Genomic DNA, 22363 nt, shown 5'->3' with positions numbered 1-22363 from the left:
ATCCCCATCACAGTTAAAGCGCCCCGGCCCTGCAGGCCGACACGCCTTCCCCTTTGTTCTCGATTATTTCCCGACGCAATCAAACATCATTCGAACGCGCATCCAGATAGGCGGCATATTGATGCTCTGTCGCTTGACGCGCCTGATGACGCCGCTTGGCGACGATCATCGCCACCGTCAGCAGGGCGGGCAGCGCCAGGACGGCGAAAATGGTGCTGAAGCTCCAACCGAGCGCTAGCATTTCAGCCCCGGCCAGCGCGCTTAAGATAGCGCCCAAACGGCCGATGCCGTGCATCCAGCTGGAGCCGGTGGCTCGCGCTTCGGTGGGGTAAAAGCTGGCCGACAACGCGTTCATGCCGGTGTTGGCGCCCCCGATGCAGAACCCGATGGCCATCGCGCAGCCGCCCATCAGGAGGGGGTAACCCATCGCCATCCCCATCAGCAGAGTGAACAGCGCCCCCAACCCATAAATCGACGCCAACGCGCGATGCGGTTCGGATCTGTCCATCAACCACCCGGAAAATAGCGACCCTAATGTCCCGCCCGCCTGAAACAGCGCGGTGATGACCGCCGCTTGCGCGATGTTGAAACCGCTGTCTTTAATCAGCAGCGGCAGCCAACTGCCTAAGGTGTAGTACAGAAACAGCGCGCTAAAATACGCGCCCCACAGCATTAAACTGCCGAAGCGGTACCGTGCGCTCACCACCAGTTTAACCGGATGAGTGCAGACCTGGCCCGGCGGGGGCAGAACGACGGTAGAATGTCGAAAATCGCGATCGGGCGCCAGTTTCGCCAGAATGCGCTGAATGCCGCCCTGATCTGCCCGTTTCGCCACCAGGAAACACACCGACTCGGGTAACGCCGCCATCAGCACGGGCGCGAACAGCAGGGGCAAGATCCCGCCGAGCAGCAGCACGGCATGCCAGCCGAAGCGCGGCATCAGCCAGGACGCGGCGAATCCGCCCAAGGCGGCGCCAAAGGTGAAGCCGCAGAAAACCACGGTAATCAAGAAAGCGCGGCGTCGGGCGGGCGCGAACTCCGCCACCAGGGTGCCGACATTCGGCATGGCGGCGCCGAGCCCCAATCCGGTGAGCAGGCGAAATAACATCATCTGCTCCATATTTTGAGAAAACGCCGTCACCAGCGTCCAAACGCCAAAAAAGAACACGCTGTTGATGATGACGACTTTGCGGCCGAATCTGTCTGACAATGGCCCGGATAGCATCGCGCCCAGCGACAGGCCAATCAGCGCCGCGCTGATCACCAGCCCCAGTTCGCGGTTAGTGATTTGCCAATCCGCCTTAAGCTCTGGCGCAATAAATCCCATGATAACGATATCGAATCCATCCAGAGCAATGATGCAAAAGCCGAGCAGCACGATCATCTTTTGCCATTTGCCTAACGGGCGGTCGTCGATCAGCGCCCGAACATTGATTGCGTTGTTTCCCGACATGGAGGTGCCCCCGGTGCAGTAGTTGAGTGTCATCACTATAAGCAGCCCCTGGGTGGACGTTAAACGGCGATAATCGAAAAAATGTGCGTTTATCGGACAATTGAGCCGGCGGTGAGTGACGAGGCAGTGTTAACTTTATGTTATGAAAAGGGATTGCCGTGAGAATGGCGGCGCCGGAGGCCACTGAGAGTGTGAGCGCGATCATTAACCTTTTCAGTAAGATGGAAGAACAGGCGGGCCTTGATGGCCCGCGCGATTAACGCATGGCGGTGAGCCGAACCGGGGCGTTGGCGGCCCCAAAGCCGCGGTAGCCGCCTCGGCGCTCCAGAAGTTCGAAGAAGAAGCGGCCTTTTTCATAAGGAACGGTGTAGACATGCAGCAATTCACCGCCCTGATCGTCTCGATCGTAGAGCACATTGCCCGCTTGCAGCTGTGAGAGGAAAGCGGGGTCCAGATCGAAACGCGCTCTGAGATCGTGATAGTAGTTATCGGGAATACGCAGCGTTTTTAATCCGCGCGCCTGCGCCGCTTTCACCATGCTGAACAGCTCCTCGCAGCCAAAGGCGACGTGCTGCAAGCCTGCGCCCTGATAGGCGGTTAGCGCCTGGGCAATTTGCGTTTCCCGGCTCACCGACATATTCAGCGGCAGCCGGATGGCGTCGTTGGGGCTGCGCAAGACGCGGCTGCGAACCAAACCCAGCGGATCGGGCAATTCCCACTCGTTGTCCTGCACAAAACCCGGCACGCTGCGCAGGAACATGATCCAGTTGCCGCTCGATTCATCAGCCAGCGCAATCGCCAGGTGATCGATGCTTTGCAGCGCGGGCGGCGGCGCGCTGCGATGCGTCAGATGAAAATCAGCGTGATAAATATCGTTCTTGGGATCTTCGTCCGCTTCCACCAGATAAATCAGGCTGCCGTCCGGTGCGCACAGCGCGGGGATTTGCCGCTCGTTGGGGCCGGTTTCTCCTTGCCAGATGGCGTACCCGTAGTCTTGCGCCCGTTGCAGTAAACGCGCTACGCCGCGCACCCGCCACGCCACGGCGCACAGGGAAATGCCGTGCAGGTGATAATAGCCGCTGGCTTGGCTTTCCGGCTGGGCATTCAGAATGACATTCACTTTGCCGTTGCGATAGAGGGCGACGCTTTTGGAGCGGTGCTCGCCGGCGTGAACCAATCCCAGCTGCGTCAGCCATTGGCCCATCGCCAGCCCGTCGTTGTGCGAGACGGCAAATTCGATAAACTCCAGCGCCAGCAAGGGCGGATGCGGCTGCGAATGGAATAAGGAACGTTCCATGAGCGAGGCCATGGCGTTGGGCAGCAGAGGCTGTTTGGCCAACCAGTCATAGGTTTGCTCCTCCAGCCACAACAACGATCGGAAACCGTCCTGGGCCGTGGGGAGTACCGGCGAGGCGCGGAAACCATCGTTAAATATCTCCAGCGACCAGGTGCCGCGATAGCCATGCGCGGAAAGTTGGGTCATGAACTGGGTCAGATTCAGCTCCCCCTGGCCGGGGAAGCAGCGGAAATGGCGACTCCAGGCGAGCACATCCATCTTCAACAGCGGGGCGTCCGCCAGTTGGACAAACACGATTTTTTCGGGCGGCACGTCCTCGAGGCCATCGAGGTTATCGCCGCGCGACAGGATATGAAAACTATCGAGAATGATCCCCAACGCCGGATGATCTACGGCCTTCACGCGCGCCCAGGCGTCGCGCCACATATTCACGTGACGTCCCCAGGCCAGCGCTTCATAACCGACAGTAATATCATACTCGACGGCCAACTCCGCCAACGCGCGCAAATCGCTCACTTGCGTGGCCATGTCTTCGCTGCTGTCGGGCGAGACATTGCTGCAGAGCAGCATGCGAGAACAGCCCAGTTGCTGCATGACTTCGAACTTGCGCGCCGCGCGGGAAAGGTTCTGCGCCAGCGTTTCGCGCGGGCCTCCTTCGAAGTCCCGAAACGGTTGGAACAGTAAAATTTCCAGGCCCAGTTCGGCGCACAACTCACGGATTTCCGCCGGTGAGCCGGGGTAGTAGACCAGATCGTTATCGAAAATTTCGACGCCATCAAAGCCTGCGGCGGCGATAGCCCGCAGTTTTTCCGGCAGCGAACCCGATACCGAGACCGTCGCGATAGAACGTTTCATCATTGCCTCCAGTTAAGCGGTCATGGATGACCTGAAAGCGACCATTCAGCAGCGAGGCGGACCACCGACGGGAATTGAATCATGTTATGGACCAAATGAAATGTTTCGTCAATTCAGAACATTCCATTACTTTTGGTTATATAAAGCGATCGATTTTCTCACTTTACTTTTACATATTGCGCTTCCTACACTCTGACGACATGTACCCTCAAATAATAAGGATACCGGGATGAAAAGTGATTGGATGGCGCGAGAACTGGTGCATCGAGATTACAGTCATCACCCGCCGGCGCTGGCGCCGCTGTATAAAACCAGCGTGCTGCGGTCGCCGCGCAATGCATTAATTTCATTGCAAAACTCGCTGTCTGAACTGACCGCCCCCGTCTTCACGCCAACGGATATCGGCCCGCTGGATCACGATCTGATTCTGAATTACGCCAAAGACGGCTTACCGATCGGCGAGCGGATCATCGTGCATGGATTTGTGCGGGATGCCTTCGGGGCGCCGGTGCGCAACGCCCTGGTCGAGGTATGGCAGGCCAATGCGGGAGGGCGCTATCGTCACAAGAAAGATCAGTATCTGGCGCCTATCGATCCCAACTTTGGCGGCTGCGGCAGGATGCTGACCGACGACAACGGGTATTACTGTTTTCGTACGATCAAGCCGGGCCCGTATCCCTGGCGCAATCAGGTCAGCGACTGGCGTCCGGCGCATATTCACTTCTCGCTCTCCGGCGAGGCGTTCGCGCAGCGCTTGATCACGCAGATGTATTTTGAAGGCGATCCGTTGCTCGTTCGCTGCCCCATCTTGCAGTCGGTAGGCAGTGACGATGCGATGCGCACGCTGATTGCCGAGCTGGATATGCACGCCGCCGTGCCGCTGGACAGCCTGGCTTACCGCTTTGATCTGGTGCTGCGGGGCCATCGAGCCACGTGGTTTGAGAACCGTACACAGGGAGCCGCGTGATGAAAAAGTACTTGTCTGAAACGGCCTCGCAAACCGCCGGGCCTTATGTGCACATCGGTTTGGCGCCGCATGCCGCCGGCTTTGATATTTTCGAGCGTAATTTCACCCATGTGTTGACGCAACCGGAGACGCGCGGGGAGCGCATCGTGGTGGAAGGGCATGTCTATGACGGCTCCGGCACGCCGGTTCGAGACGCGCTGGTCGAAGTCTGGCAGGCCAATGCCGCCGGGCGATATCAGCACCCCGCCGACGGCCAGTTGGATAAACCCGACGATCCGGCGTTTCGCGGCTGGGGGCGAACCTGTTCGGATTTCACCAGCGGCCTGTGGCAATTCGAGACGATTAAACCGGGGCGCGTGACGGGGCGCGACGGCCGGTTGATGGCGCCCCATCTCAATCTGTGGATAGTGGCCCGCGGCATCAACATCGGGTTGAACACGCGTCTCTACTTTGCCGACGAACAGGCGGCCAATGCCGAAGATCCGGTGTTGAATCTCATCGAGTGGGAAAAACGGCGCAGCACGTTATTGGCGCAAAGGCGGCAGCGCGGGGATCAGACGGTGTACCATTTCGACATCTGGTTACAGGGCGAGAACGAAACCGTTTTTTTTGATATTTGATCCTCTGTTCGCCCTGACAATGAGCTTGCCGCGCCGGCGGCAAGTTAATACTATAAATCATGAACATGACTTCTCGCTTTAGCCAACGCATCCGCCTTCGTCATCTGCACGCCTTTGTCGCTACCGCGCAACAGGGGACGTTGGTGCGCGCCGCACAGCAATTGGGCATCACGCAGCCCGCGCTCTCTAAAACGCTCAACGAACTGGAAAGCCTGGCCGGCGAGCGCCTTTTTTCGCGCAATCGGCAGGGGGCGGAACTGACCGCCGCCGGAACGCGTTTCCTGCAGGATGCCAGTCGCGTTTTGGATGCGCTGAATGTGTTGGGGCGCACGCTTGCCTCGGACAGCGAGGCGCTGCCGGCGCCGCTGCATATCGGCGCGCTGCCCACCACGCTGGTGAGCCTGGTCGCGCCGGTCGTGGTGGGGTTGCAGCAGCAATCCCCCGGCTGGCGCATGCAGGTTACGACTCTGGCCAACGATGCGCTGATGATGGCGGTGAGATCGGGGCAATTAACGTTAGGCATCGGGCGCATGTCAGACCCCTCCCGCATGGAGGGGCTCAACTTCGAGCTGCTGTACCATGAAACGCTGCGGCTGGTGGTTGCGCCTCATCATCCGCTGTTGCATTCGGATGTCTCGCTGGCGGAGGCGTTGAGCTGGCCATTAGTGCTCTCCCCGCGGGGTACGGTGCCGCGTCAGAATGCGGAGGCGCTCATTGTCAGCCACGGGCTGGCGGTGCCGGAAGGGTGCGTCGAGACGTTGTCGGTCACGCTGGCGCGCTGCCTGACGCTACAGTATGGCTATGTGTGGCTGGTGCCTTACGGCGCGGTGCGTGACGACTTGTTCAGCAATCACCTGCGTGCGCTGCCGTTGCCTACCCAGGGCATGGCCGAGCCGCTGGGCATCATTACCCGGCAAGAGGCGCTCTCGTCCCCTGAGCAGCAGCGCCTGATTGCTGCGCTGCGCCAAAGGGTGCTGGATGTGCCGGTATAACCGCGTCTTCTAGTCGTCCGAGCGCCGCCCGGCGTCGTGTTCGGCAAAGACGGACTGCGCCAGATGAAAAGCGGCGTTCGAGGCGGGTAAGCCGCAGTAAAGCGCCGCATGCATCAGAACTTCTTTGATCTCTTCACGCGTGACGCCGTTATTGAAGGCGGCCCGGATATGCATTTTCAGCTCAGCTTCGCGATTCAAGGCGATCAGCATCGCGATGGTGATCAGGCTGCGGGTATGGCGCGACAAGCCCGGACGCGTCCATATTTCCCCCCAGGCGTAGCGAGTGATGAAATGCTGAAACTCCTCGTTGAGCGGCGACAGCGCCGCGAGGGTATTATCGACATGCTCATCGCCCAACACCGCTCTGCGCACCGTCAGGCCTTGCTGATAACGTTGCCGCTGCGTGAGCTGCTCATCCAAAAAGGCCCGGAACGCGCGGTTAAATGCCCGCCAGGCTTCGATGCTGGACAGGTGGGCGGCGGGCAGGATGACGCATTGCGCGTCGGGAATGCCTGCCGCCAAGGCTTTTGCATCGTCGACGGTCGTTACCGCATCCTCATGTCCGGCGATAACCAGCGTCGGAACGCGGATGCCTGCCAGCTCGGCCCGCAAATCGGCGGTCGCCAGCGCGTCGCAGCAAGCGGCATAGCCCTCGGGATCGCAGGCGGTGAGCTGTTGCACGACGGTTTGCACCTTGACGGGGGCGGATTGGCAAAATGCCGGGGTGAACCAGCGCGCTGCCGCGCCATCGCTGACGGCGGACATGCCGCACTGGCGCACCCGCGCGGCGCGTTCTCGCCAATGCTCCGTCACCCCGATTTTCGCGGCGCTATTGGCGATCGTCAGCGTCAGCAAGCGATCGGCATGAAAGCGCGCCAGCCATAACCCCGTCAGCCCCCCCATGGAGATGCCGCAGAAATGCACCCGATCAATCGCCAGAGTGTCCAGCAGGGACAGCACCTGTTCGCCCAGTCGCGCCAGCGAGCCGGGCCGTTCATCGGGCGCAGAGTCGCCGTGGCCGGCAACGTCGTAGCGCAGAATGCGATAGTGGGCGATGAACGCGTCGCGCTGCGGCTGCCACATTGCCAATGAGGTGCCCAGCGAGTTGCCAAACAGAATAACCGGGGCGTTTTCAGGCCCCTCAAGGACATAATTCAACATGATTGCTCCCTTTCGGCCATCGCCAGGACTTGTTGAATGAAACGCTGCGTGCTGCCGGTGGCATTGGCCGGATCGAGCAAGGTTTCCAGGGTTTCCCGGCTGAGTCGGGAAGAGACTTCCGCATCGGCGCACAGAAGGGTTAACAGGGGTTGCTGGGTGGCCAGGGCTTGCCGGCAGCACCGTTCTATATGATGGTGCGCCTGTTGACGGCCGAGGGTGGGGGCCAAGGCCAGGGTAACCGATTCAGCCATGATCAGCCCTTGCGTCAGCGCCAGATTGCGCCTCATCGCCGCTTCATGCACCTCCAGACCGTTAATGAGATCCAGGCTTTGCGCCAATGCCGCCCCGCTCAGCACCAGGAGCTGCGGCAGGCTTTGCCACTCGGCCTGCCAGCCGCCCAGCGCGCGTTCGTGCTCCTGCACCAGGCCGGCATACAATCCGGACATCAACGCAGGCAGACGGTTGGCCGCGCTGAGGATGGCAGCGCAAAGTACCGGATTGCGCTTATGCGGCATCGTGGAGGAGCCGCCGCGTCCGGGGGCCGACGGTTCGCTGATTTCAGCGACTTCGGTCTGCATCAACAAAGACATGTCGCGCGCCAGCTTGCCGAGTGAGCCCGTCAGGCCGGCATACCAACTCGCCAGCTCCAACAACCGATCGCGTTGGGTATGCCACGGCGTGGCGCTGCGCGGCAGAGCCAGCGCTTGCGCCAGCGCCCGCTCAACGCGCTCGCCCTGTTCGCCGAGCGAGGCGAGCGTGCCGGCCGCGCCGCCGAATTGCAACGCGAGCACGCGTGGCCGCATTTCAGCCAGACGAGCCCGATAGCGCAGCAAGGCGTCCAGCGTGCCGGCCAGCTTCAGCCCCAGCGTCGTTGGCAAAGCGTGTTGCAGCCAGGTGCGGCCCACCATTAACGTTGCGCTATGGCGCCGGCATTGCGCCGTCAGCGCCGCAATTAGCTGATTGAGCAGCGCGTCGGTTTTATCGAGCGCGCTGCGCAGTTGCAGCATCAGCCCGCTGTCAATCGCATCCTGACTGGTCGCCCCCCAGTGAACGAAACGCGCCGCTTCCGGTGAGGTTTGCGCCACCAACGTCGTCAATTGTTTGACGAGGGGAATGGCTAAATTGCCCGCCAATCCGGCGGACTGCGTCAGCGCGGCTGCGTCGAGCTTTTCCGCCTGGCAGTGGCTGCGTATGATCCGCACGGACGCGTCATCGATAATCCCTGCAGACGCCAGGGCCTGCGCCAGACCGGCTTCGAAATCAAGCATGCCCTGCAGCAGCGCCGTGTCGCTGAAGCAGGGCGTTAATGGCGAAGCCATAAACATTGCGCTATAGAGAGACATTCGTTATATCCGTTCCAGAATCAAGGCGACGCCTTGCCCGACACCGACGCACATGGTGCACAGGGCAAAACGCCCGCCGGTGCGCCGCAGTTGATAAGCGGCGGTCATGGCCAACCTGCCGCCGGATGCCCCCAGGGGATGCCCCAGCGCGATAGCGCCGCCGTTAGGGTTGACCTGTTCCGCGTCATCCGGCAGTCCCAGAGCGCGCGTCACGGCCAGCGCCTGGGCGGCAAAGGCTTCATTCAACTCGATGACGTCCATTTGCGCCAGGCTCAAACCGGTTTGCGCCAGCACTTTGCGGACTGCGGGAACCGGCCCGTAACCCATGATGCGCGGCTCTACGCCGCAGGCGGACATGCCGACCACACGCGCCAGCGGGGCGAGTCCATACTGCACCGCCGCGCGTTCGCTGGCAATGAGCAGGGCGCTGGCCCCGTCGTTGATGCCCGAGGCGTTGCCGGCGGTGACGCTCCCCTCGGGGCGCACGACGCCTTTCAGGGCGGACAGCGCGGCCAAAGAAGTGCTGCGGGGATGTTCGTCGCGAACCAGGCTGAGCGGCTCGCCTTTGCGTTGCGGAATGCTGACGGCGATCAGTTCCTCATCAAACAGGCCCAGCTCCTGAGCGCGGGCGGTGCGCTGTTGGCTGCGCAATGCAAAGGCGTCTTGATCGGCGCGGCTGACGGCGAAATCGCGAGCCACATTTTCGGCGGTTTCAGGCATGGTTTCGACACCGAACTGCGCGCGCATTTGCGGGTTGATAAAGCGCCATCCCATCGTCGTATCTTCCATTTTCAGCGATCGGCTGAAGGCGCTGTCCGCTTTGCCGGTGACAAAGGGCGCGCGCGACATGCTTTCCACGCCGCCCGCGATGATGACCTCCGCTTCGCCGCATTTAATGGCGCGCGCCGCCATGCCTACCGCGTCCAATCCCGAACCGCACAGGCGATTGAGGGTGGTGCCCGGCACGGTGTGGGGCAATCCGGCCAACAGCAGCGCCATTCGCGCCACGTTGCGGTTGTCTTCACCGGCCTGGTTGGCGCACCCCAGAATAACGTCATCAATGGCGTGGGGATCCAACTGCGGCAGTCGGGCAAGCAGCGCCTTCAGGGGCAGAGCGGCCAAATCGTCGGCGCGCAGCGCGGATAATGCGCCGCCGTAACGGCCGAATGGCGTACGAACGGCATCGCAGATAAAAGCCTGTTGCATGGCGATTTCCTCAAGCGGGGATCAAGTCAGATTGCAGTAAACGTATCGGGGTTAACGCTTGCAGCGCGTCAAAGGTGAGCCCCGGACACAGCTCCAGCACCTGCGGGCCGTCCGGGGTGATATCAATGATTGCCAAATCCGAATAAATGCGGCTGACGCAGGCCAATCCGGTCAGCGGGTAGCTGCACTGTTCCACCAGCTTGCATTCGCCGGTCTTGGTCAGATAGTCCATCATCACATAGACTTTGCGCGCGCCGATGGCCAGATCCATGGCGCCGCCCACCGCCGGGATCGCGTCTTCGGCGCCGGTGCTCCAGTTGGCCAGATCGCCGGCAGCCGAGACCTGATACGCCCCCATCACGCAGATATCGAGGTGGCCGCCGCGCATCATGGTAAAAGAGTCGGCGTGATGGAAATAACTGCCGCCGGGCAGCAAGGTCACCCGTTCTTTACCGGCGTTGATGAGTTCCGGATCTTCTTCGCCCGGCGCGGGTGACGGCCCCATGCCGAGCAGGCCGTTTTCGCTGTGCAGAATCACCTCTTTGTCGGCGGGCAGGTAGTTAGCGATGCGGGTCGGCAGCCCAATCCCGAGGTTGACGTAGGCGCCTTCCGGAATATCGCGCGCTACCCGTTGGGCTAATTGGTCGCGGGTTAATTTTTGCATGTTATGACTCCTCAGGCAGAGAGGGAAAAGGTCGCGGGGTGCGCCACCGCCACCAGGCGCTGGACGAAGATGCCCGGCGTTATCACGTTTTCCGGATCCAGTGCGCCAAGCGGCACCAATTCAGCGACCTGCGCTATCGTCGTGGCGGCGGCCATCGCCATCACCGGGCCAAAATTACGCGCCGCTTTGCGGTAAACCAGATTGCCCCAGCGGTCACCCCGATGGGCCTTTATCAAGGCGAAATCCGCCTTTAAGGGCGTTTCAAATACGTAATGCCGTCCGTCGATTTCACGCGTTTCTTTGCCTTGCGCCAGCGGCGTGCCAAAGGCGGTTGGGGTGAAAATGCCGCCCAACCCGCTGCCGGCGGCCTGCATGCGGGCGGCAAGGTTGCCCTGAGGCACCAGTTCCAGTTCGATCGCGCCGCGGCGATAGAGGTCGTCAAAGACCCACGAATCGGCCTGGCGCGGGAAGGAACAAATCATCTTTCGCACACAGCCGGTCTTGAGCAGCGCCGCGAGGCCGCTGTCGCCGTTGCCGGCGTTATTGCTGATTACCGTCAGCTCGCGGGCACCGTGTTCAATCAGCGCATCGATCAGTTCCAGCGGCTGTCCCGCGGGGCCAAAGCCGCCAATCATGATGCTCGCGCCGTCCGGAATGATGGACACGGCGTCTTCCAGGGTGGCCACACTTTTATCGATCATCTGTTGTTCCTTTCATTCGGCGCCCGCCGGGGGAGTGTTTATCGTCAATGGGAAAAGTAGATCGTCCCTTTCAGGCAAACAATACCGATTATCGAAAAAGTGTGCGATTATCGGCTATTCTTTGAGAGGCATTCGCAGGTTGTGATCGTCGGCACACCGATATTTCAGGCAGACAGCGGGGTAACGAGGATGGAAAAAGAACAGGAAATTACGCGCAGCAGCACCGATCCCTGGAAGGGGGATCCCGACTTTATGGCCTCTTTGGCGCGAGGATTGGAGGTCCTGCAGGCTTTTACGCCGCAGCGGCGGCTGATGTCGGTGTCGCAGATTAGCCAGCGTACCGGCATTCCGCGCGCGGCGGTGCGCCGCTGCCTTTACACCCTGAGTAAGCTGGGCTTTGTGTACGCGGAAGACGGCAAGAATTATGAGCTGCGCCCGCGCGTCTTGTCGCTGGGTCACAACTGGCTGGGGGCTTCGCCGTTGGCCAACGCCGCGCAGCCGGTGTTGAGGCAACTCAGCCAGACGCTCAATGAGTCCTGTTCCATGGCCATATTGGACGGCGATGACATTCTTTATATCGCCCGCGCATCAACTTCGCGGATCATGACCATCGATTTGCACGTCGGCAGCCGCTTACCCGCCAGCACGACGTCGATGGGGCGGGTGCTGCTCAGCGGGCTTGCCAGTGAGACGTTGAACGACTATTTGGCGCGATTGACTCAACTGCGTTACACCAGCCATACCCTGGTGAGCGTCAGCGCATTGCGGGAAGAGCTGGCGCGCGTGCGTCAGCAGGGATATGCCATCAACGATCAGGAGCTGGAGATTGGCCTGCGTTCACTGGCGGTGCCGCTCACCACGCCGGACGGCCGCATCGCCGCGGCGTTGAACGTCGGCGTGCATGCCGGTCAGGTTTCCGCAGAGCGTTTGCACCAGCACCACCTGCCTTTGTTGCGCTCGGCCGCCGAAGAGATATCGCTGTTGTTGCACGACTCACCTTGAGCGAGCGCGCAGGGGGCGTATGCGCCCGATTTTTCCGCATCTTGCGGCGCGATGCGGTGTTGTATTGTGGGCCGCGGGTAAGGTAATTTGCTGAGGGCATGATGACTGACGCGGGGGCCAACGGACATGAACGAAAGAATCGACTACCACATCGAGAAATACCATTTCGCGCCGCTGGATGAAGCCCCGCGGCTTGCGCGCCAGTGGAGCGAGGTGTTGAACGAGTGTCGCCAGACGCAGGCGGGCGCGGAAGAGCGCCTGCGCATTGCGTTGCTCAACGTGGACTATGTGACCAGTTTCGAATTGCCGTTTCGCTTATTGCTGGTGCGGGCGCCGCAGCTGATTGCCGGCCTGCGCGATGAGCTGTCGATCAGTCAAAAAAATGTGGTGTTCAACGGCAAGCGCTTTGGCTGCGTTTACAGCCTGAAGAGCGATTTAAGCGACGTGCCCGAGGCCTTCCAATACGGTCTGTCGACCCGCATTCACCGAACATCGGCGTCGGGCGTGGACGCGCTGCCTTACCGGGAAATCGCCAAGGCGCTCAAGGCGCCGCGTGAGCGGCTTAAGCTGGCGCTGGAGCAGGGGCTGCGCGTCACGGCGCTGGACGGACTGTTCTGGTTCGGCATACAGCGCATCGCCGCCGAAGTGCGCAGGCTAAGAAAAACCGGCATGACGATCGTGACGGCGGAAACGGAGATTTTCGACACCCTGACCGGCACGACGCGCAAGGTACCGGTTTACCGGCTGGCCGATCGTTAATGGCCGTTATAGATAAAGAGGAGGCTCAGACCAGAAACCTCCTTATTGATAGCGCGGTTTATCGATAGGCTTCATTGCGCGCGATGGCATACTTCCCGCTGCCCAGCAGCAGTATGGCGACCCCACCCATAAAGAACACCAGTTCGTTTTCAATGCCCCAGGCGCCGACGTCGGTGACGGTGAAGACCTTGCCGGTGCCTACCATCAAAAACGCCACCACCAGCGTGAGGGCGTAAACCCCTGCGGCGGGGCGGGTGAACAGCCCCAAAACGATCAGTATCGGCGCCAGGATCTCCCCAACATATACGCCATAGGCGATGAAGGCGGGCAGCCCTTGTTGTTGTAACGCATCGGCGATCCAGCCGACGCCATGCTGAACTTTCGCGACGCCGTGAAACAGCATCAGCCCGCCGAAGGTTAGCCTGAGCGCCAATTTGCCTGCGTCCGGGTGGTCAAAAAAGCGAGTGAATGCCGCATTGAGTGACTTAACCATGGCTTTTTCTCCTGAATAGGAATGATTTTCAATCAATATATCAGTCGGATGAATGCGAAAGCTGTTCTGGATCAGGAAAACGGTGGGCTTGGCGCTAAATCGCCGGACGAGGCCAGCGATGCTGCCTGATTTTTAGGCGGAATAACCTGTGCGCACGGGCCGAACCGGGGATGAGAAAAGTCATCGGCAGGGTTGGCCCGCCGCGTAGCCCATCTCTTTTCTGTATGTGTTGGCTACCTGATTTGCGTTTTCATCAATGATTGTCAAAGGACAGGCAACGTAAAGATTCATAAGGTTTTTTTGCAGCAATGAAAAGGTGCGCGTTTTCGCTTTAATAACCCAATAGAGTTACCTTTATTTTTATTTTGAACCGCTAAATCATTAACGCTTTTTTTCGGCCTTTTTATTGGGAATTATCTTGCTTATTTTGCCTTGCGAAAGTTGATCCTGTGGGACGCACGGCCAGTGGCGGGTTTTATTTTTATAGATTTTCTTATTTTTTGATGACAATTCAATGCCGAAGAGAATGAGTGAGATTGACTGAGGGGGTTATGAGTGGGTGTAAATTTCCATGAACTATTTTTCCTGGCGTAAAAGTAATCGATTCAGCGCTGTTTTAAGTTATTGAATTGTTTGTTTTATGTATATTGATTTGTTATTTTTTTATTAAAAAAATAATATTTTTTCTTGATATTGGGTTTGCCTTTGCTAGTATCAAATTAGTGGTCTTATCAGTTAGGGAAACATTTCTTGTATATGGAACAGATCGCTGGTCTTAACACGGTTACTGTCGTTGCAGCGCTTACGTGGTTATTTCGCGGTTATAGTAAATGATATCTCTAATGCCACTTTAGTCTGCGAGACCCTTTACTGCAGTGGTGCTTTTGCCGCGGTAAGCCGTATGAGAACACACATGAAGGGGAATTGAATCTTAAATTATTCTGATCATTACCCTGAGTTAACTATAAAAGAACGATACTTTATCCACCAGGCTGTTTGTGTACCAATAGGTATTCGGTGCACCACGGCGGAATGTTAATCTGTGCTTTAGCTTTAAAATTAATAATCAAAACTCTCGCCAAATTGTTTATTTTCACACCAGGTTTCGCATGTGTAAGTACTGAGTGCTGGAAATGAAAGTCACACTGCCATCGTCTTCTATTGATCATTGCGTGCTACCCGCTTGCAAGAAACGACTGGCTGTCATGGTTTTATGAAAAAATTTCACTATTTACTGTGGTTATCATTTGCTAATTAAATTATTTGTATCCAGTGGTATTACTGGAATTATCCTACCAAGGATGAAACGTTGTTTTTAGGGCAGTTTTTGATTTTTTTCCTATTCTTAGCTTGCATAATTATCGTTTGCAATTTATTGATTTTAAAAGGAAAAAATAAATATGTAAATGTAAAATAGTTTAAACCGATCACTGTGATTATATTGATAGGTTCAATCTATTATTGTTGTTAATATTAATACATCTAAACAATTTGCGAGCTTGGTGACGACTAACTTACGCTAAAAGGACTCTGGGAAAGACTGGCGAACGTAAAAGCCCGCTTTATTAGGCTTTATGTTTCTAGTGCTGATTGAAAAGGATATCAGGCCATGAATGAAGTCATCTCAACGGAAGTGAATGGCGTCGAATTTGATCCACGATACAGTGAAATTGAATTCACGCTTTCGGAATATGACAGCCAAACCGATCCGCTTAATGCCGTAGACAATGCGCGTGATATCAATTGGCACGCCATTCGCGAGCAGTCTGCCGCGTTGCTGGAACAGTGCTTCGATTTACATGTCGTGCTGTGGTTTATGCGCGCCAATCTTCATATCGACGGTTTTTCGGCCTTCTACCAGGGCATTAAGGATATTGACGCCAAATATGCCGAGGAGGGCGCCACCATTTTCCCTCAGGCGGATATGGAACCCTCATCGGACAGCTTTCATGCGGCCGCATTAGGGTGGCTCGCCACATCGTCCTGTCTGCACGAAATCAAGAACAGCAAGATTTTTCCCGACACGCCGTTAACCACCGACGAGCTGCTGAATATGCGGCTTGACGAGCAGGAAGGCAAAAGCCTGCATTTTTCGGAGGTGGTAAAGGTGCTGGGGCAAGCCGACAGTTATTTTGCCGGCAGAAATCTGCCTTCGCTGAAAGAGCAATTGGCGCTGGAAATCGATGCGCTGGAGCGCGTCGAGAATTACGCCAATCTGCAGGCTGAAGATTATCGTTTGGACTGCCGGCAGGTGCGCGACTATTTGAAACAGTTCAACCGCCAGCTGGCTTCACTGGAACAGCAGGAATTGCCGGCTGAACGGGATGACGCGGAGATTGACTCGCCGGATGCTGACGCGCCTGTCGCCATGCCCGGCAAATATATCCGTTCCCGGCAGGATGTCATCTTGCTGTTGGATCAGGTTTTGGACTATTTCCAAAACTATGAGCCCAGCCATCCGGCCCCCATTCTTATTCGACGTTCACAAAAAATGATCGGTATGGACTTCGCGACGATTGTTGAGGAGCTTTTGCCGGAATCTCTGGCCTCGTTAAATCAATTGTCCGGGAAGTAATTTTTATCACAAAGGAGTTTTCCAATGGCTAAGGACTCAAGCTCTCAGAAATTTATCGGTAAAAATAACGCGCCGCGCGTGCAAATTGAATATGACGTAGAGCTTTACGGTTCACAAAAGAAAGTGGAGTTGCCCTTTGTTACGGGGGTCATGTCCGATCTCTCTGGGCATCGGAAAAAGCCTTTGCTGCCGATCGAAGAGCGGAAATTCCTGACCTTTGATCAGGACAACTTCAACGATCGCATGCGCGCCATCAAGCCTCGTCTGCAATTTTACGTAGAGAACACCCTGAGCGAAGACGATGCGTTGCTGGACGTGGAATTGGAGTTTGAATCGATGGATGACTTCACGCCTGGCGCCATCGCCAAACGGGTTCCGCAGATGCAACGCCTGCTTGAAGCCCGGGAGCATCTCACGGAGCTGATCACCTATATGGATGGTAAATCCAGCGCGGAAGAAGTGGTGAAGAATCTGCTGGAGAAACCCGATTTTCTGCATCGTTTGGTGACGGATGCGCGTAAAACGGTCGCGGATGCGGAACAGGATGTGCAGGATTCCGGCAATAAAGGAGATGAGGAATGAGAGCGAGGCAACGACGCTATTCGGCTAAGCAGCAGGCTACGGCAGTCGCTGAAGTTGAAACGCAGGAAACGGAAAATGAGCTTGACGGTTTGCTCAAGCGTTCATTCCGGCCCAGAACGAACGAGGCTTCGGAAGCGGTTCGTCGGGCTATCGGCACGCTGTCCGAATATGCCAATAAAGGCAAGGTCAAGGTCAGCCAGGATGTCGTATTGACCATTGAATCGTTGATTGCCCAGATCGACGAACAGCTTTCGCAACAGATGAACAATATCTTGCACCACAAGGAGTTCCAGAAGCTGGAGTCCGCCTGGCAAGGTTTGAGTTATCTGGTCGATAACACCAACGTCAGCGAAACGCTCAAGATCCGGGTGTTGAACATCAGTCAGGATGAGCTGACGCGCAATTTGCGCCGCTATCGGGGCTCCGCCTGGGATCAAAGCCCGGTGTTCAAACAGATTTACGAACAGGAATATGGTCAGTTCGGCGGCGAGCCGTTCGGTTGCATCATCGGCGATTTTGAATTCGATCACAGCCCGATGAGCGTTACGCTGCTGACCGAGTTGGCGAAAATTTCCGCGGCGTCGCACTGTCCGTTCATTTCCGCCGCGTCGCCGTCGCTGCTGCAGATGAGCAAGTGGAACGAACTGGGCAACCCGCGGGATATCGGCAAGATTTTCACCACGCCGGAATATGCGTCCTGGCGCCGCCTGCGCGAAAGCAACGACTCGCGTTACCTGGTGTTGACGATGCCGCGTTTCCTGTCGCGTTTGCCTTATGGGGCGAAAACCAACCCGATCGAAGAGTTCGCTTTCGAGGAGTCCGTCAGGCCGGATGTGGATGATGATTTTTCCTGGGCCAACTCGGCGTATGCGATGGGCGTCAACATCAACCGCGCGTTCCATGAGTACGGCTGGTGTTCGAAGATTCGCGGCATCGAATCCGGCGGCTCGGTGGAAGAACTGCCCGCCTACGCGTTTCCTTCCGATGAGGGCGGATATGAACTGACGTGCCCGACGGAAGTGGCCATTTCCGATCGGCGCGAGCAAGAGCTTTCCGACGCCGGGTTCTTGCCCCTGGTCTATCGCAAGCATTCCGATTTCGCCGCTTTTATCGGTTCTTGCACCATGCACGCGCCGGCGAAATACGAGGATCCCGACGCGACGGCCAACGCCAAGCTGTCTTCGCGCTTGCCTTATATTTTCGCCACGTGCCGATTCGCGCACTATTTGAAATGCATCGTGCGCGACAAAATCGGTTCTTTTCGGTCCAGGGACGATATGCAGCTGTGGCTGAATGACTGGCTGATGAACTACGTCGATGGCGATCCTTCCGTATCGACCGAGGCGACCAAGGCGCGTCGTCCATTAGCCGCCGCCGAGGTGCGCGTTGAGGATGTGGAAGACGATCCGGGTTATTACCGCGCGCATTTCTATTTGCGCCCGCATTACCAGTTGGAAGGCATGACCGTGTCCTTGCGACTTGTATCAAAACTTCCGTCAGCCAAAAAAGATGGGAGCAGATAAGTTACGGCTGGTCATTGGTTTGGATATTGCCGACGTTAATTATTAAATGGCGTTGGTGGGAATTGATATTTCATTGAAATTTAGTGGCGCTGTTTTTTACGCTATTGCTATTTATTAATGGCTAATGGGTTCTCATTGTCGCTATTTCAATGATCGCGTAGGCAATATAACGACTTATCTGAATAGACTTTTCAATTAACGAAGTAGACCTATCAGTCAAGGAGACAAAAAATGAGCACGAAAGCTTTAGTAGACTATTTTTTGAAAATTGAGGGTGTTGATGGTGAATCACCCGACCAAACCTACCCTGGCTGGATTCAGCTGCAAGCCTGGCAATGGGCGGAAGAAAACGCCGGCCGTTGGGGGTTCGGGAGCGGCGGCGGTTCAGGCAAAGTCGAGATGAAAGACTTTGAGTTTCGCATGGTGAGCAATAAGGCTTCGCCGAAACTGTTCCTGATGTGCGCCACCGGCGAGCATATTCCTCAGGCAAAACTTGTTTGCCGTAAATCAGGCCAGGGTCAGCAAGACTTCATTGCCGTGACCTTCAGCAACTGCCTGGTTTCTTCATTCAAGACCGTGGGTAATATGCCGCTGAATTCCACCATCGGTACTGAAATCGATACCGTGCTGCCAACCGACGTTATCAAGCTGAATTTCGCACGTATCGAAGTTGAGTACAAAGAGCAAAACAATGATGGCTCCATGGGTGCGGTAATTAAGACGGGGTATGACCTCAAGCTTAATGCCCGTATCTGATCATTGATGTCACAACACTAATTGCAGGCTGTCTGCCCGCAGCGATTGCGGGCAGACATAAGCCTTATCGCGAGGTGTTAAATGAAAGCGTCATTGCCCATGCTATTCGATAAGCTCAGCGTGAGACATCAAAGCGCCAGCGCCGATAATTGGCGGCGTGTTTTGGTGCGTGATATCGAATTTTTACTGAATGACGCATCGCGCAGCGCTGATTTGAAACTTCATGATTATGCGCACAGCGAAAGTTCGGTATTGAATTATGGCCTGCCGTCGCTGAGCCAACGCATACCGATTAATACCGATCCGTTAACGCTGGCGAGACATATACAAAGAATCATTACTTCGTTTGAGCCGCGTCTGGATCCGAAAACGATTCGTGTGGTGCCTGTAGTGAATGAACGCCAATCGTATGTGCTGGCGATTTTATTCGATATTTATGGCACCTGCTCATTACCGGGTGACGAAATGCTGGTTAATTTGCGCATCGCTCTTGATTATTCCTGTGGCGCCGTACACGTATTTGATTAATAGGGGTGACTATGTTCAGTGAGCGCTTTCTCCAATTATATAATGATGAGCTGCGTTATTTTCGCGAGGCCGGTCGTCAGTTCGCCTCTTCTCATCCCCAGGTCGCCCAGCATTTAGGCATGCATATCGACGGCGTGCTGGATCCTTTCGTTGAGCGTCTGTTGGAGGGCTCCGCGTTCCTTTGCACCCGCATCCAGGAAAAGCTGAACAATGAGCAGCCGGAATTTGCCCTGCAAATGCTCTCACGCCTGGCGCCGCTGTGGTATACGCCGGTTCCCGCGATCGCTACCGTCGCGATTAAGCCCGATCTCTCTTTTCCCCAGTGGCACAGCCAGGTTGACCTGCCGCGCGGGAGCCGCATGACCCTCAACGATATCTCGCTGAACAACAAACCCGCCACGTTCACCACGGCGCGGCATATTAAAGTGCAGCCCGTTGAGATTTCACTGGCGGAATGTGAGATTTTGCCGCCGCACCATTTGCCTGACGGCGCCGCCAGACACATGCAGGATTGCTCGGCCTACGTCAGGATATGCCTGACGACGCACGGCGTGCTTCCCGTCTCGGAGCTGGATCTCGAGCCGCTGCACCTGACGCTGGCGGAAGATACGGTGCGGGCCAATCAACTGCTGGCCGCGTTGCTTAATCGCACCTTGCGCATCGTGCTATGGGCGAAAAGCGACGACCGGCCAATCGTCAAAGTCTTGCAGCCGGACAGCTTGCGCCTGGGCGGCGTCAGCGATGAAGAAGCCTTGTTGCCCACCGTGGTGGGGGAACTGCCCGGCAACCGGCTGATGCGCGAATACTTCGCCGCGCCAAGCCGCTTCTTCAGCCTGGAGCTGCATGGCGTGCAGGATTTTCTGCGACAATGTGAACGCGTTCACGAGTTCGAGATCTTGTTCGCGCTGGAGCAACGCCCACTCACTCTGATCGGTCGCGTCAACGCCAGGGATTTTCATCTTTTCGCGACCCCGGTCATCAACCTGTATCGCCGCCATTGCTCGCCGGTGCTGCTGACGGATGAGCGCACGGAGCACCAGCTGGTGGTCGATCGTTTGAACACCTCGCTGTATGAGATACACAGCGTAAAACAAGTGAAAGGCATGCTGCCCGACGGCAACCCGGTGATTTTCTCTTCGCTGCAGGCCGACGTGCAGTACGACTGCGAGCGGGAGCCGGCCGGTTATACGCTGCACCGTCGCCGGGAGCCGTCGCCCTCCAAGTACAATAATCCGCACCTGCCCAACGAAGATACCTTCATCGCCATCTCGCCGGGCAAAAGCGGCATCGACATCGACGACATCACGTCGCTCAGCGTCGAGGCGCTGGTATGCGAACGGCATCTGGTGCCGGCGCACCTTCAGCAGCCGCATTTCCAGCTGGAAACGGCGATGCCGATCCACCAGGTGGAGATCGTCCGCTACCCGAGCAACCCGGTCGCGGTGCCGAACATCAGCCAGGCGTGGCAGGCGATCCAGATGCTGGCCTCCAATCCTTTGCGCCATGCGCGCCCCGACGTTCAGGATTGTTCGGCGCTGTTGCGCGACTGGCTGTCGTTGTTCTGCCATCAGGATGACTCCAGCCAGCGCAAGCGCATCGCCAGCATTAAAAACGCCTGGGTGGAGCACCATTTCGAACGCAATCAGGGGCCGGGGCCGCTGGCCTGGATCCGCGGAGCCGAGATCGCCGTCAACTTAAGCGCCAACCATCATGCCGACCACGGCGCCTATCTGTTCGGCAAAATATTGCACCACGCGTTGAGCCAATACGGCGACCTGAACCAAACGTTAAGCATGAAGCTGTTGCTAGATGGGGAAACCCACGCCGACTGGGGGGCGCTCTACTATGGCTGATATGTCGTTGATGCGTGAAACGGCGCTCTCGTTGGAGCCGGCGCCGACGCCGGGGGCGCAAAGCGAAAGCGCGGGCCAGGCCGAAATCCGCGGGCTGTCCAATCGACAGGATTTTTTCGAGCTGCTCCGGCGTATCGAACGCGCGCAGCCGGATGCGCCGCGGCTCGGCGTCTCCAACGATCGCAGCCGCGAAAGGCTCTGCATTACCCAGCCGGCGGATATGGCGTTCGCTTCGCGTGAAATCGCCTCTATCGTGCAGCGCCCTAAGCAAGTGCTGATTCAGGCGCGGCATTTCGGCATGTTCGCCCCCTACGGCCCGCTGCCGATCCATGTGACCGAGCACGCGCGCACCGAAGTCATCGCCAGACGCAACCAGGCGTTCCAGCAGTTCGTCGGCATCGTCAGCCAGCGCTTCGCCGTATTGCACTACCGGGCCTGGGCGCAGCTGAAGGCGATGATCGGCCATGAGCATGACGATGACAAAAACCCGTTCTTGCGCCATTTGCGCCAGACGGTGGGCGTCGATACGGCGCTGACGGTGAACCCGCATATCCAGCGCCTGCGCGAGGCGTACCCCGGCACTTATCTGCCCGGTCGCCGCTCGCTGCGGCAGCTCAACAAGATGTTGGCGGCCTATTTCGCCGTTCCCATCACGATTACGCCGCGCTACGCCAAGTGGATCGACGACGGCAAGCAAAGCGGCAGCCAAAAGCTGGGCAAGTTGGGCAGCACGCGCATCGGCAGCCGCTTTTTCGATGCCCAGTACGGCGCGCATATTCAGATCGGCCCGCTGGGGGCCCCGCAGTATCAGCAGTATCAGCGCGGCAGCAGGCGGCTGCAGGCGTTGGTGAGCATCTGTCATGACTTTACGAGCCATCAGCTGATGCTGGATGTCAGCCTGCTGATTGCCACGGAGCCGGGCATGGCGGCGCAGCTGGGCGGCAAGTCGCTGAGTAAAGACAGCTGGCTGAAACCTAAGACAGGGACGTTTAGGCAGCTGGTTTATCAATCAACAACTTAATATAAGGAAATT

General features: G+C 57.4%; 20 protein-coding genes and 1 pseudogene. 12 read left to right on the top strand and 9 right to left on the bottom strand.

Going from position 1 to position 22363, the window contains the following annotated elements:
* Window positions 1-79: 79 nt before the first annotated feature.
* Together EDY99_RS12710 and EDY99_RS12705 are read right to left on the bottom strand one after the other, a co-directional pair.
* Window positions 80-1453, bottom strand: a complete 1374-nt coding sequence (locus EDY99_RS12710) for an aromatic acid/H+ symport family MFS transporter (RefSeq protein ID WP_046687396.1) — start codon at window positions 1451-1453, stop codon at window positions 80-82.
* A gap of 256 nt (window positions 1454-1709) precedes the next feature.
* The gene (locus tag EDY99_RS12705) at window positions 1710-3605 is read right to left on the bottom strand and encodes a bifunctional sugar phosphate isomerase/epimerase/4-hydroxyphenylpyruvate dioxygenase family protein (protein WP_123061795.1); all 1896 of its coding nucleotides are present in this window, start codon (window positions 3603-3605) and stop codon (window positions 1710-1712) included.
* 229 nt (window positions 3606-3834) lie between these two features.
* Between EDY99_RS12705 and pcaH the strand changes: the two genes are divergently transcribed.
* The 3 genes from pcaH to EDY99_RS12690 are packed head-to-tail and all read left to right on the top strand — an operon-like array spanning window position 3835 to window position 6184.
* On the top strand, window positions 3835-4572 hold the full coding sequence (gene pcaH, locus EDY99_RS12700; RefSeq protein WP_016927158.1) for a protocatechuate 3,4-dioxygenase subunit beta: 738 nt from the start codon (window positions 3835-3837) through the stop codon (window positions 4570-4572).
* Window positions 4572-5192, top strand: a complete 621-nt coding sequence (pcaG, locus tag EDY99_RS12695) for a protocatechuate 3,4-dioxygenase subunit alpha (protein ID WP_016927159.1) — start codon at window positions 4572-4574, stop codon at window positions 5190-5192. Before pcaH ends, pcaG begins: the two co-directional genes overlap by 1 nt.
* 59 nt (window positions 5193-5251) lie before the next feature.
* Window positions 5252-6184: a LysR substrate-binding domain-containing protein gene (locus EDY99_RS12690; RefSeq protein ID WP_028128141.1), complete on the top strand. Its 933-nt coding sequence runs from the start codon at window positions 5252-5254 to the stop codon at window positions 6182-6184.
* Between the two features lie 9 nt (window positions 6185-6193).
* Here EDY99_RS12690 and pcaC read toward each other — a convergent pair whose 3' ends face one another.
* The 6 genes and pseudogenes from pcaC to EDY99_RS12665 all read right to left on the bottom strand — a co-directional run bounded on the left by pcaC (window position 6194) and on the right by EDY99_RS12665 (window position 11259).
* Window positions 6194-6604, bottom strand: a complete 411-nt coding sequence (gene pcaC, locus EDY99_RS24835) for a 4-carboxymuconolactone decarboxylase (protein WP_223524804.1) — start codon at window positions 6602-6604, stop codon at window positions 6194-6196.
* Window positions 6605-7348: pseudogene (pcaD, locus tag EDY99_RS24830) on the bottom strand (3-oxoadipate enol-lactonase); the annotation flags it as partial.
* The gene (locus EDY99_RS12680; RefSeq protein ID WP_123061794.1) at window positions 7339-8688 is read right to left on the bottom strand and encodes a 3-carboxy-cis,cis-muconate cycloisomerase; all 1350 of its coding nucleotides are present in this window, start codon (window positions 8686-8688) and stop codon (window positions 7339-7341) included. The gene EDY99_RS12680 and the pseudogene pcaD, both read right to left, overlap by 10 nt.
* A 3-nt stretch (window positions 8689-8691) precedes the next feature.
* Window positions 8692-9894: a 3-oxoadipyl-CoA thiolase gene (gene pcaF / locus EDY99_RS12675; protein WP_016927163.1), complete on the bottom strand. Its 1203-nt coding sequence runs from the start codon at window positions 9892-9894 to the stop codon at window positions 8692-8694.
* A 10-nt stretch (window positions 9895-9904) separates the two neighbouring features.
* Window positions 9905-10558, bottom strand: coding sequence for a 3-oxoacid CoA-transferase subunit B (locus EDY99_RS12670; RefSeq protein ID WP_123061793.1), 654 nt, complete (start codon window positions 10556-10558; stop codon window positions 9905-9907).
* Window positions 10559-10569: 11 nt separating this feature from the next.
* The gene (locus EDY99_RS12665) at window positions 10570-11259 is read right to left on the bottom strand and encodes a 3-oxoacid CoA-transferase subunit A (RefSeq protein WP_033651809.1); all 690 of its coding nucleotides are present in this window, start codon (window positions 11257-11259) and stop codon (window positions 10570-10572) included.
* A 189-nt stretch (window positions 11260-11448) separates the two neighbouring features.
* On the opposite strand from EDY99_RS12665, the gene EDY99_RS12660 reads away from it, so the two are divergent.
* Together EDY99_RS12660 and EDY99_RS12655 are read left to right on the top strand one after the other, a co-directional pair.
* Window positions 11449-12261 (top strand): IclR family transcriptional regulator C-terminal domain-containing protein, encoded by an 813-nt coding sequence (locus EDY99_RS12660; RefSeq protein WP_033643667.1) that lies wholly within the window; start codon window positions 11449-11451, stop codon window positions 12259-12261.
* Between the two features lie 126 nt (window positions 12262-12387).
* Window positions 12388-13020, top strand: coding sequence for a helix-turn-helix domain-containing protein (locus EDY99_RS12655; protein WP_033643666.1), 633 nt, complete (start codon window positions 12388-12390; stop codon window positions 13018-13020).
* Between the two features lie 58 nt (window positions 13021-13078).
* Here EDY99_RS12655 and EDY99_RS12650 read toward each other — a convergent pair whose 3' ends face one another.
* Complete coding sequence (locus EDY99_RS12650) at window positions 13079-13513, bottom strand: DoxX family protein (RefSeq protein WP_033643665.1); 435 nt, start codon at window positions 13511-13513, stop codon at window positions 13079-13081.
* A gap of 1609 nt (window positions 13514-15122) precedes the next feature.
* Between EDY99_RS12650 and EDY99_RS12645 the strand changes: the two genes are divergently transcribed.
* The 7 genes from EDY99_RS12645 (at window position 15123) to tssG (ending at window position 22351) form a co-directional block, all read left to right on the top strand.
* Window positions 15123-16088, top strand: coding sequence for an ImpA family type VI secretion system protein (locus tag EDY99_RS12645; RefSeq protein ID WP_033643664.1), 966 nt, complete (start codon window positions 15123-15125; stop codon window positions 16086-16088).
* A gap of 24 nt (window positions 16089-16112) precedes the next feature.
* Window positions 16113-16670, top strand: a complete 558-nt coding sequence (gene tssB, locus EDY99_RS12640; RefSeq protein WP_033643663.1) for a type VI secretion system contractile sheath small subunit — start codon at window positions 16113-16115, stop codon at window positions 16668-16670.
* Window positions 16667-18193 (top strand): type VI secretion system contractile sheath large subunit, encoded by a 1527-nt coding sequence (tssC, locus tag EDY99_RS12635; protein WP_033643662.1) that lies wholly within the window; start codon window positions 16667-16669, stop codon window positions 18191-18193. Before tssB ends, tssC begins: the two co-directional genes overlap by 4 nt.
* Window positions 18194-18424: 231 nt before the next feature.
* Window positions 18425-18949, top strand: a complete 525-nt coding sequence (locus tag EDY99_RS12630; protein WP_004935369.1) for an Hcp family type VI secretion system effector — start codon at window positions 18425-18427, stop codon at window positions 18947-18949.
* An 81-nt stretch (window positions 18950-19030) separates the two neighbouring features.
* Window positions 19031-19477: a type VI secretion system baseplate subunit TssE gene (locus tag EDY99_RS12625; RefSeq protein WP_015378391.1), complete on the top strand. Its 447-nt coding sequence runs from the start codon at window positions 19031-19033 to the stop codon at window positions 19475-19477.
* A gap of 11 nt (window positions 19478-19488) precedes the next feature.
* Window positions 19489-21330: a type VI secretion system baseplate subunit TssF gene (tssF, locus tag EDY99_RS12620; protein ID WP_033643661.1), complete on the top strand. Its 1842-nt coding sequence runs from the start codon at window positions 19489-19491 to the stop codon at window positions 21328-21330.
* On the top strand, window positions 21323-22351 hold the full coding sequence (gene tssG, locus EDY99_RS12615) for a type VI secretion system baseplate subunit TssG (RefSeq protein WP_046687388.1): 1029 nt from the start codon (window positions 21323-21325) through the stop codon (window positions 22349-22351). Before tssF ends, tssG begins: the two co-directional genes overlap by 8 nt.
* Window positions 22352-22363: the final 12 nt, after the last annotated feature.

Source organism: Serratia sp. LS-1, from assembly GCF_003719595.1.
Classification (GTDB): Bacteria; Pseudomonadota; Gammaproteobacteria; order Enterobacterales; family Enterobacteriaceae; genus Serratia; species Serratia ureilytica.
The sequence above is the reverse complement of the archived record's forward strand: the minus strand, read 5'-3'. Positions and strand labels throughout refer to the sequence as shown.

What these genes read in the sequence shown, in the direction of transcription:
- EDY99_RS12670 (WP_123061793.1), bottom strand. Translation starts at nt 10,558, where the DNA reads ATGCAAAAATTAACCCGCGACCAATTAGCCCAACGGGTAGCGCGCGAT.
- pcaG (WP_016927159.1), top strand. Translation starts at nt 4,572, where the DNA reads ATGAAAAAGTACTTGTCTGAAACGGCCTCGCAAACCGCCGGGCCTTAT.
- pcaH (WP_016927158.1), top strand. Translation starts at nt 3,835, where the DNA reads ATGAAAAGTGATTGGATGGCGCGAGAACTGGTGCATCGAGATTACAGT.
- EDY99_RS12710 (WP_046687396.1), bottom strand. Translation starts at nt 1,453, where the DNA reads ATGTCGGGAAACAACGCAATCAATGTTCGGGCGCTGATCGACGACCGC.
- EDY99_RS12680 (WP_123061794.1), bottom strand. Translation starts at nt 8,688, where the DNA reads ATGTCTCTCTATAGCGCAATGTTTATGGCTTCGCCATTAACGCCCTGC.
- EDY99_RS12660 (WP_033643667.1), top strand. Translation starts at nt 11,449, where the DNA reads ATGGAAAAAGAACAGGAAATTACGCGCAGCAGCACCGATCCCTGGAAG.
- EDY99_RS12650 (WP_033643665.1), bottom strand. Translation starts at nt 13,513, where the DNA reads ATGGTTAAGTCACTCAATGCGGCATTCACTCGCTTTTTTGACCACCCG.
- EDY99_RS12690 (WP_028128141.1), top strand. Translation starts at nt 5,252, where the DNA reads ATGAACATGACTTCTCGCTTTAGCCAACGCATCCGCCTTCGTCATCTG.
- tssC (WP_033643662.1), top strand. Translation starts at nt 16,667, where the DNA reads ATGAGAGCGAGGCAACGACGCTATTCGGCTAAGCAGCAGGCTACGGCA.
- EDY99_RS12630 (WP_004935369.1), top strand. Translation starts at nt 18,425, where the DNA reads ATGAGCACGAAAGCTTTAGTAGACTATTTTTTGAAAATTGAGGGTGTT.
- pcaF (WP_016927163.1), bottom strand. Translation starts at nt 9,894, where the DNA reads ATGCAACAGGCTTTTATCTGCGATGCCGTTCGTACGCCATTCGGCCGT.
- EDY99_RS12625 (WP_015378391.1), top strand. Translation starts at nt 19,031, where the DNA reads ATGAAAGCGTCATTGCCCATGCTATTCGATAAGCTCAGCGTGAGACAT.
- tssB (WP_033643663.1), top strand. Translation starts at nt 16,113, where the DNA reads ATGGCTAAGGACTCAAGCTCTCAGAAATTTATCGGTAAAAATAACGCG.
- EDY99_RS12665 (WP_033651809.1), bottom strand. Translation starts at nt 11,259, where the DNA reads ATGATCGATAAAAGTGTGGCCACCCTGGAAGACGCCGTGTCCATCATT.
- EDY99_RS12645 (WP_033643664.1), top strand. Translation starts at nt 15,123, where the DNA reads ATGAATGAAGTCATCTCAACGGAAGTGAATGGCGTCGAATTTGATCCA.
- EDY99_RS12705 (WP_123061795.1), bottom strand. Translation starts at nt 3,605, where the DNA reads ATGAAACGTTCTATCGCGACGGTCTCGGTATCGGGTTCGCTGCCGGAA.
- EDY99_RS12655 (WP_033643666.1), top strand. Translation starts at nt 12,388, where the DNA reads ATGAACGAAAGAATCGACTACCACATCGAGAAATACCATTTCGCGCCG.
- tssF (WP_033643661.1), top strand. Translation starts at nt 19,489, where the DNA reads ATGTTCAGTGAGCGCTTTCTCCAATTATATAATGATGAGCTGCGTTAT.
- tssG (WP_046687388.1), top strand. Translation starts at nt 21,323, where the DNA reads ATGGCTGATATGTCGTTGATGCGTGAAACGGCGCTCTCGTTGGAGCCG.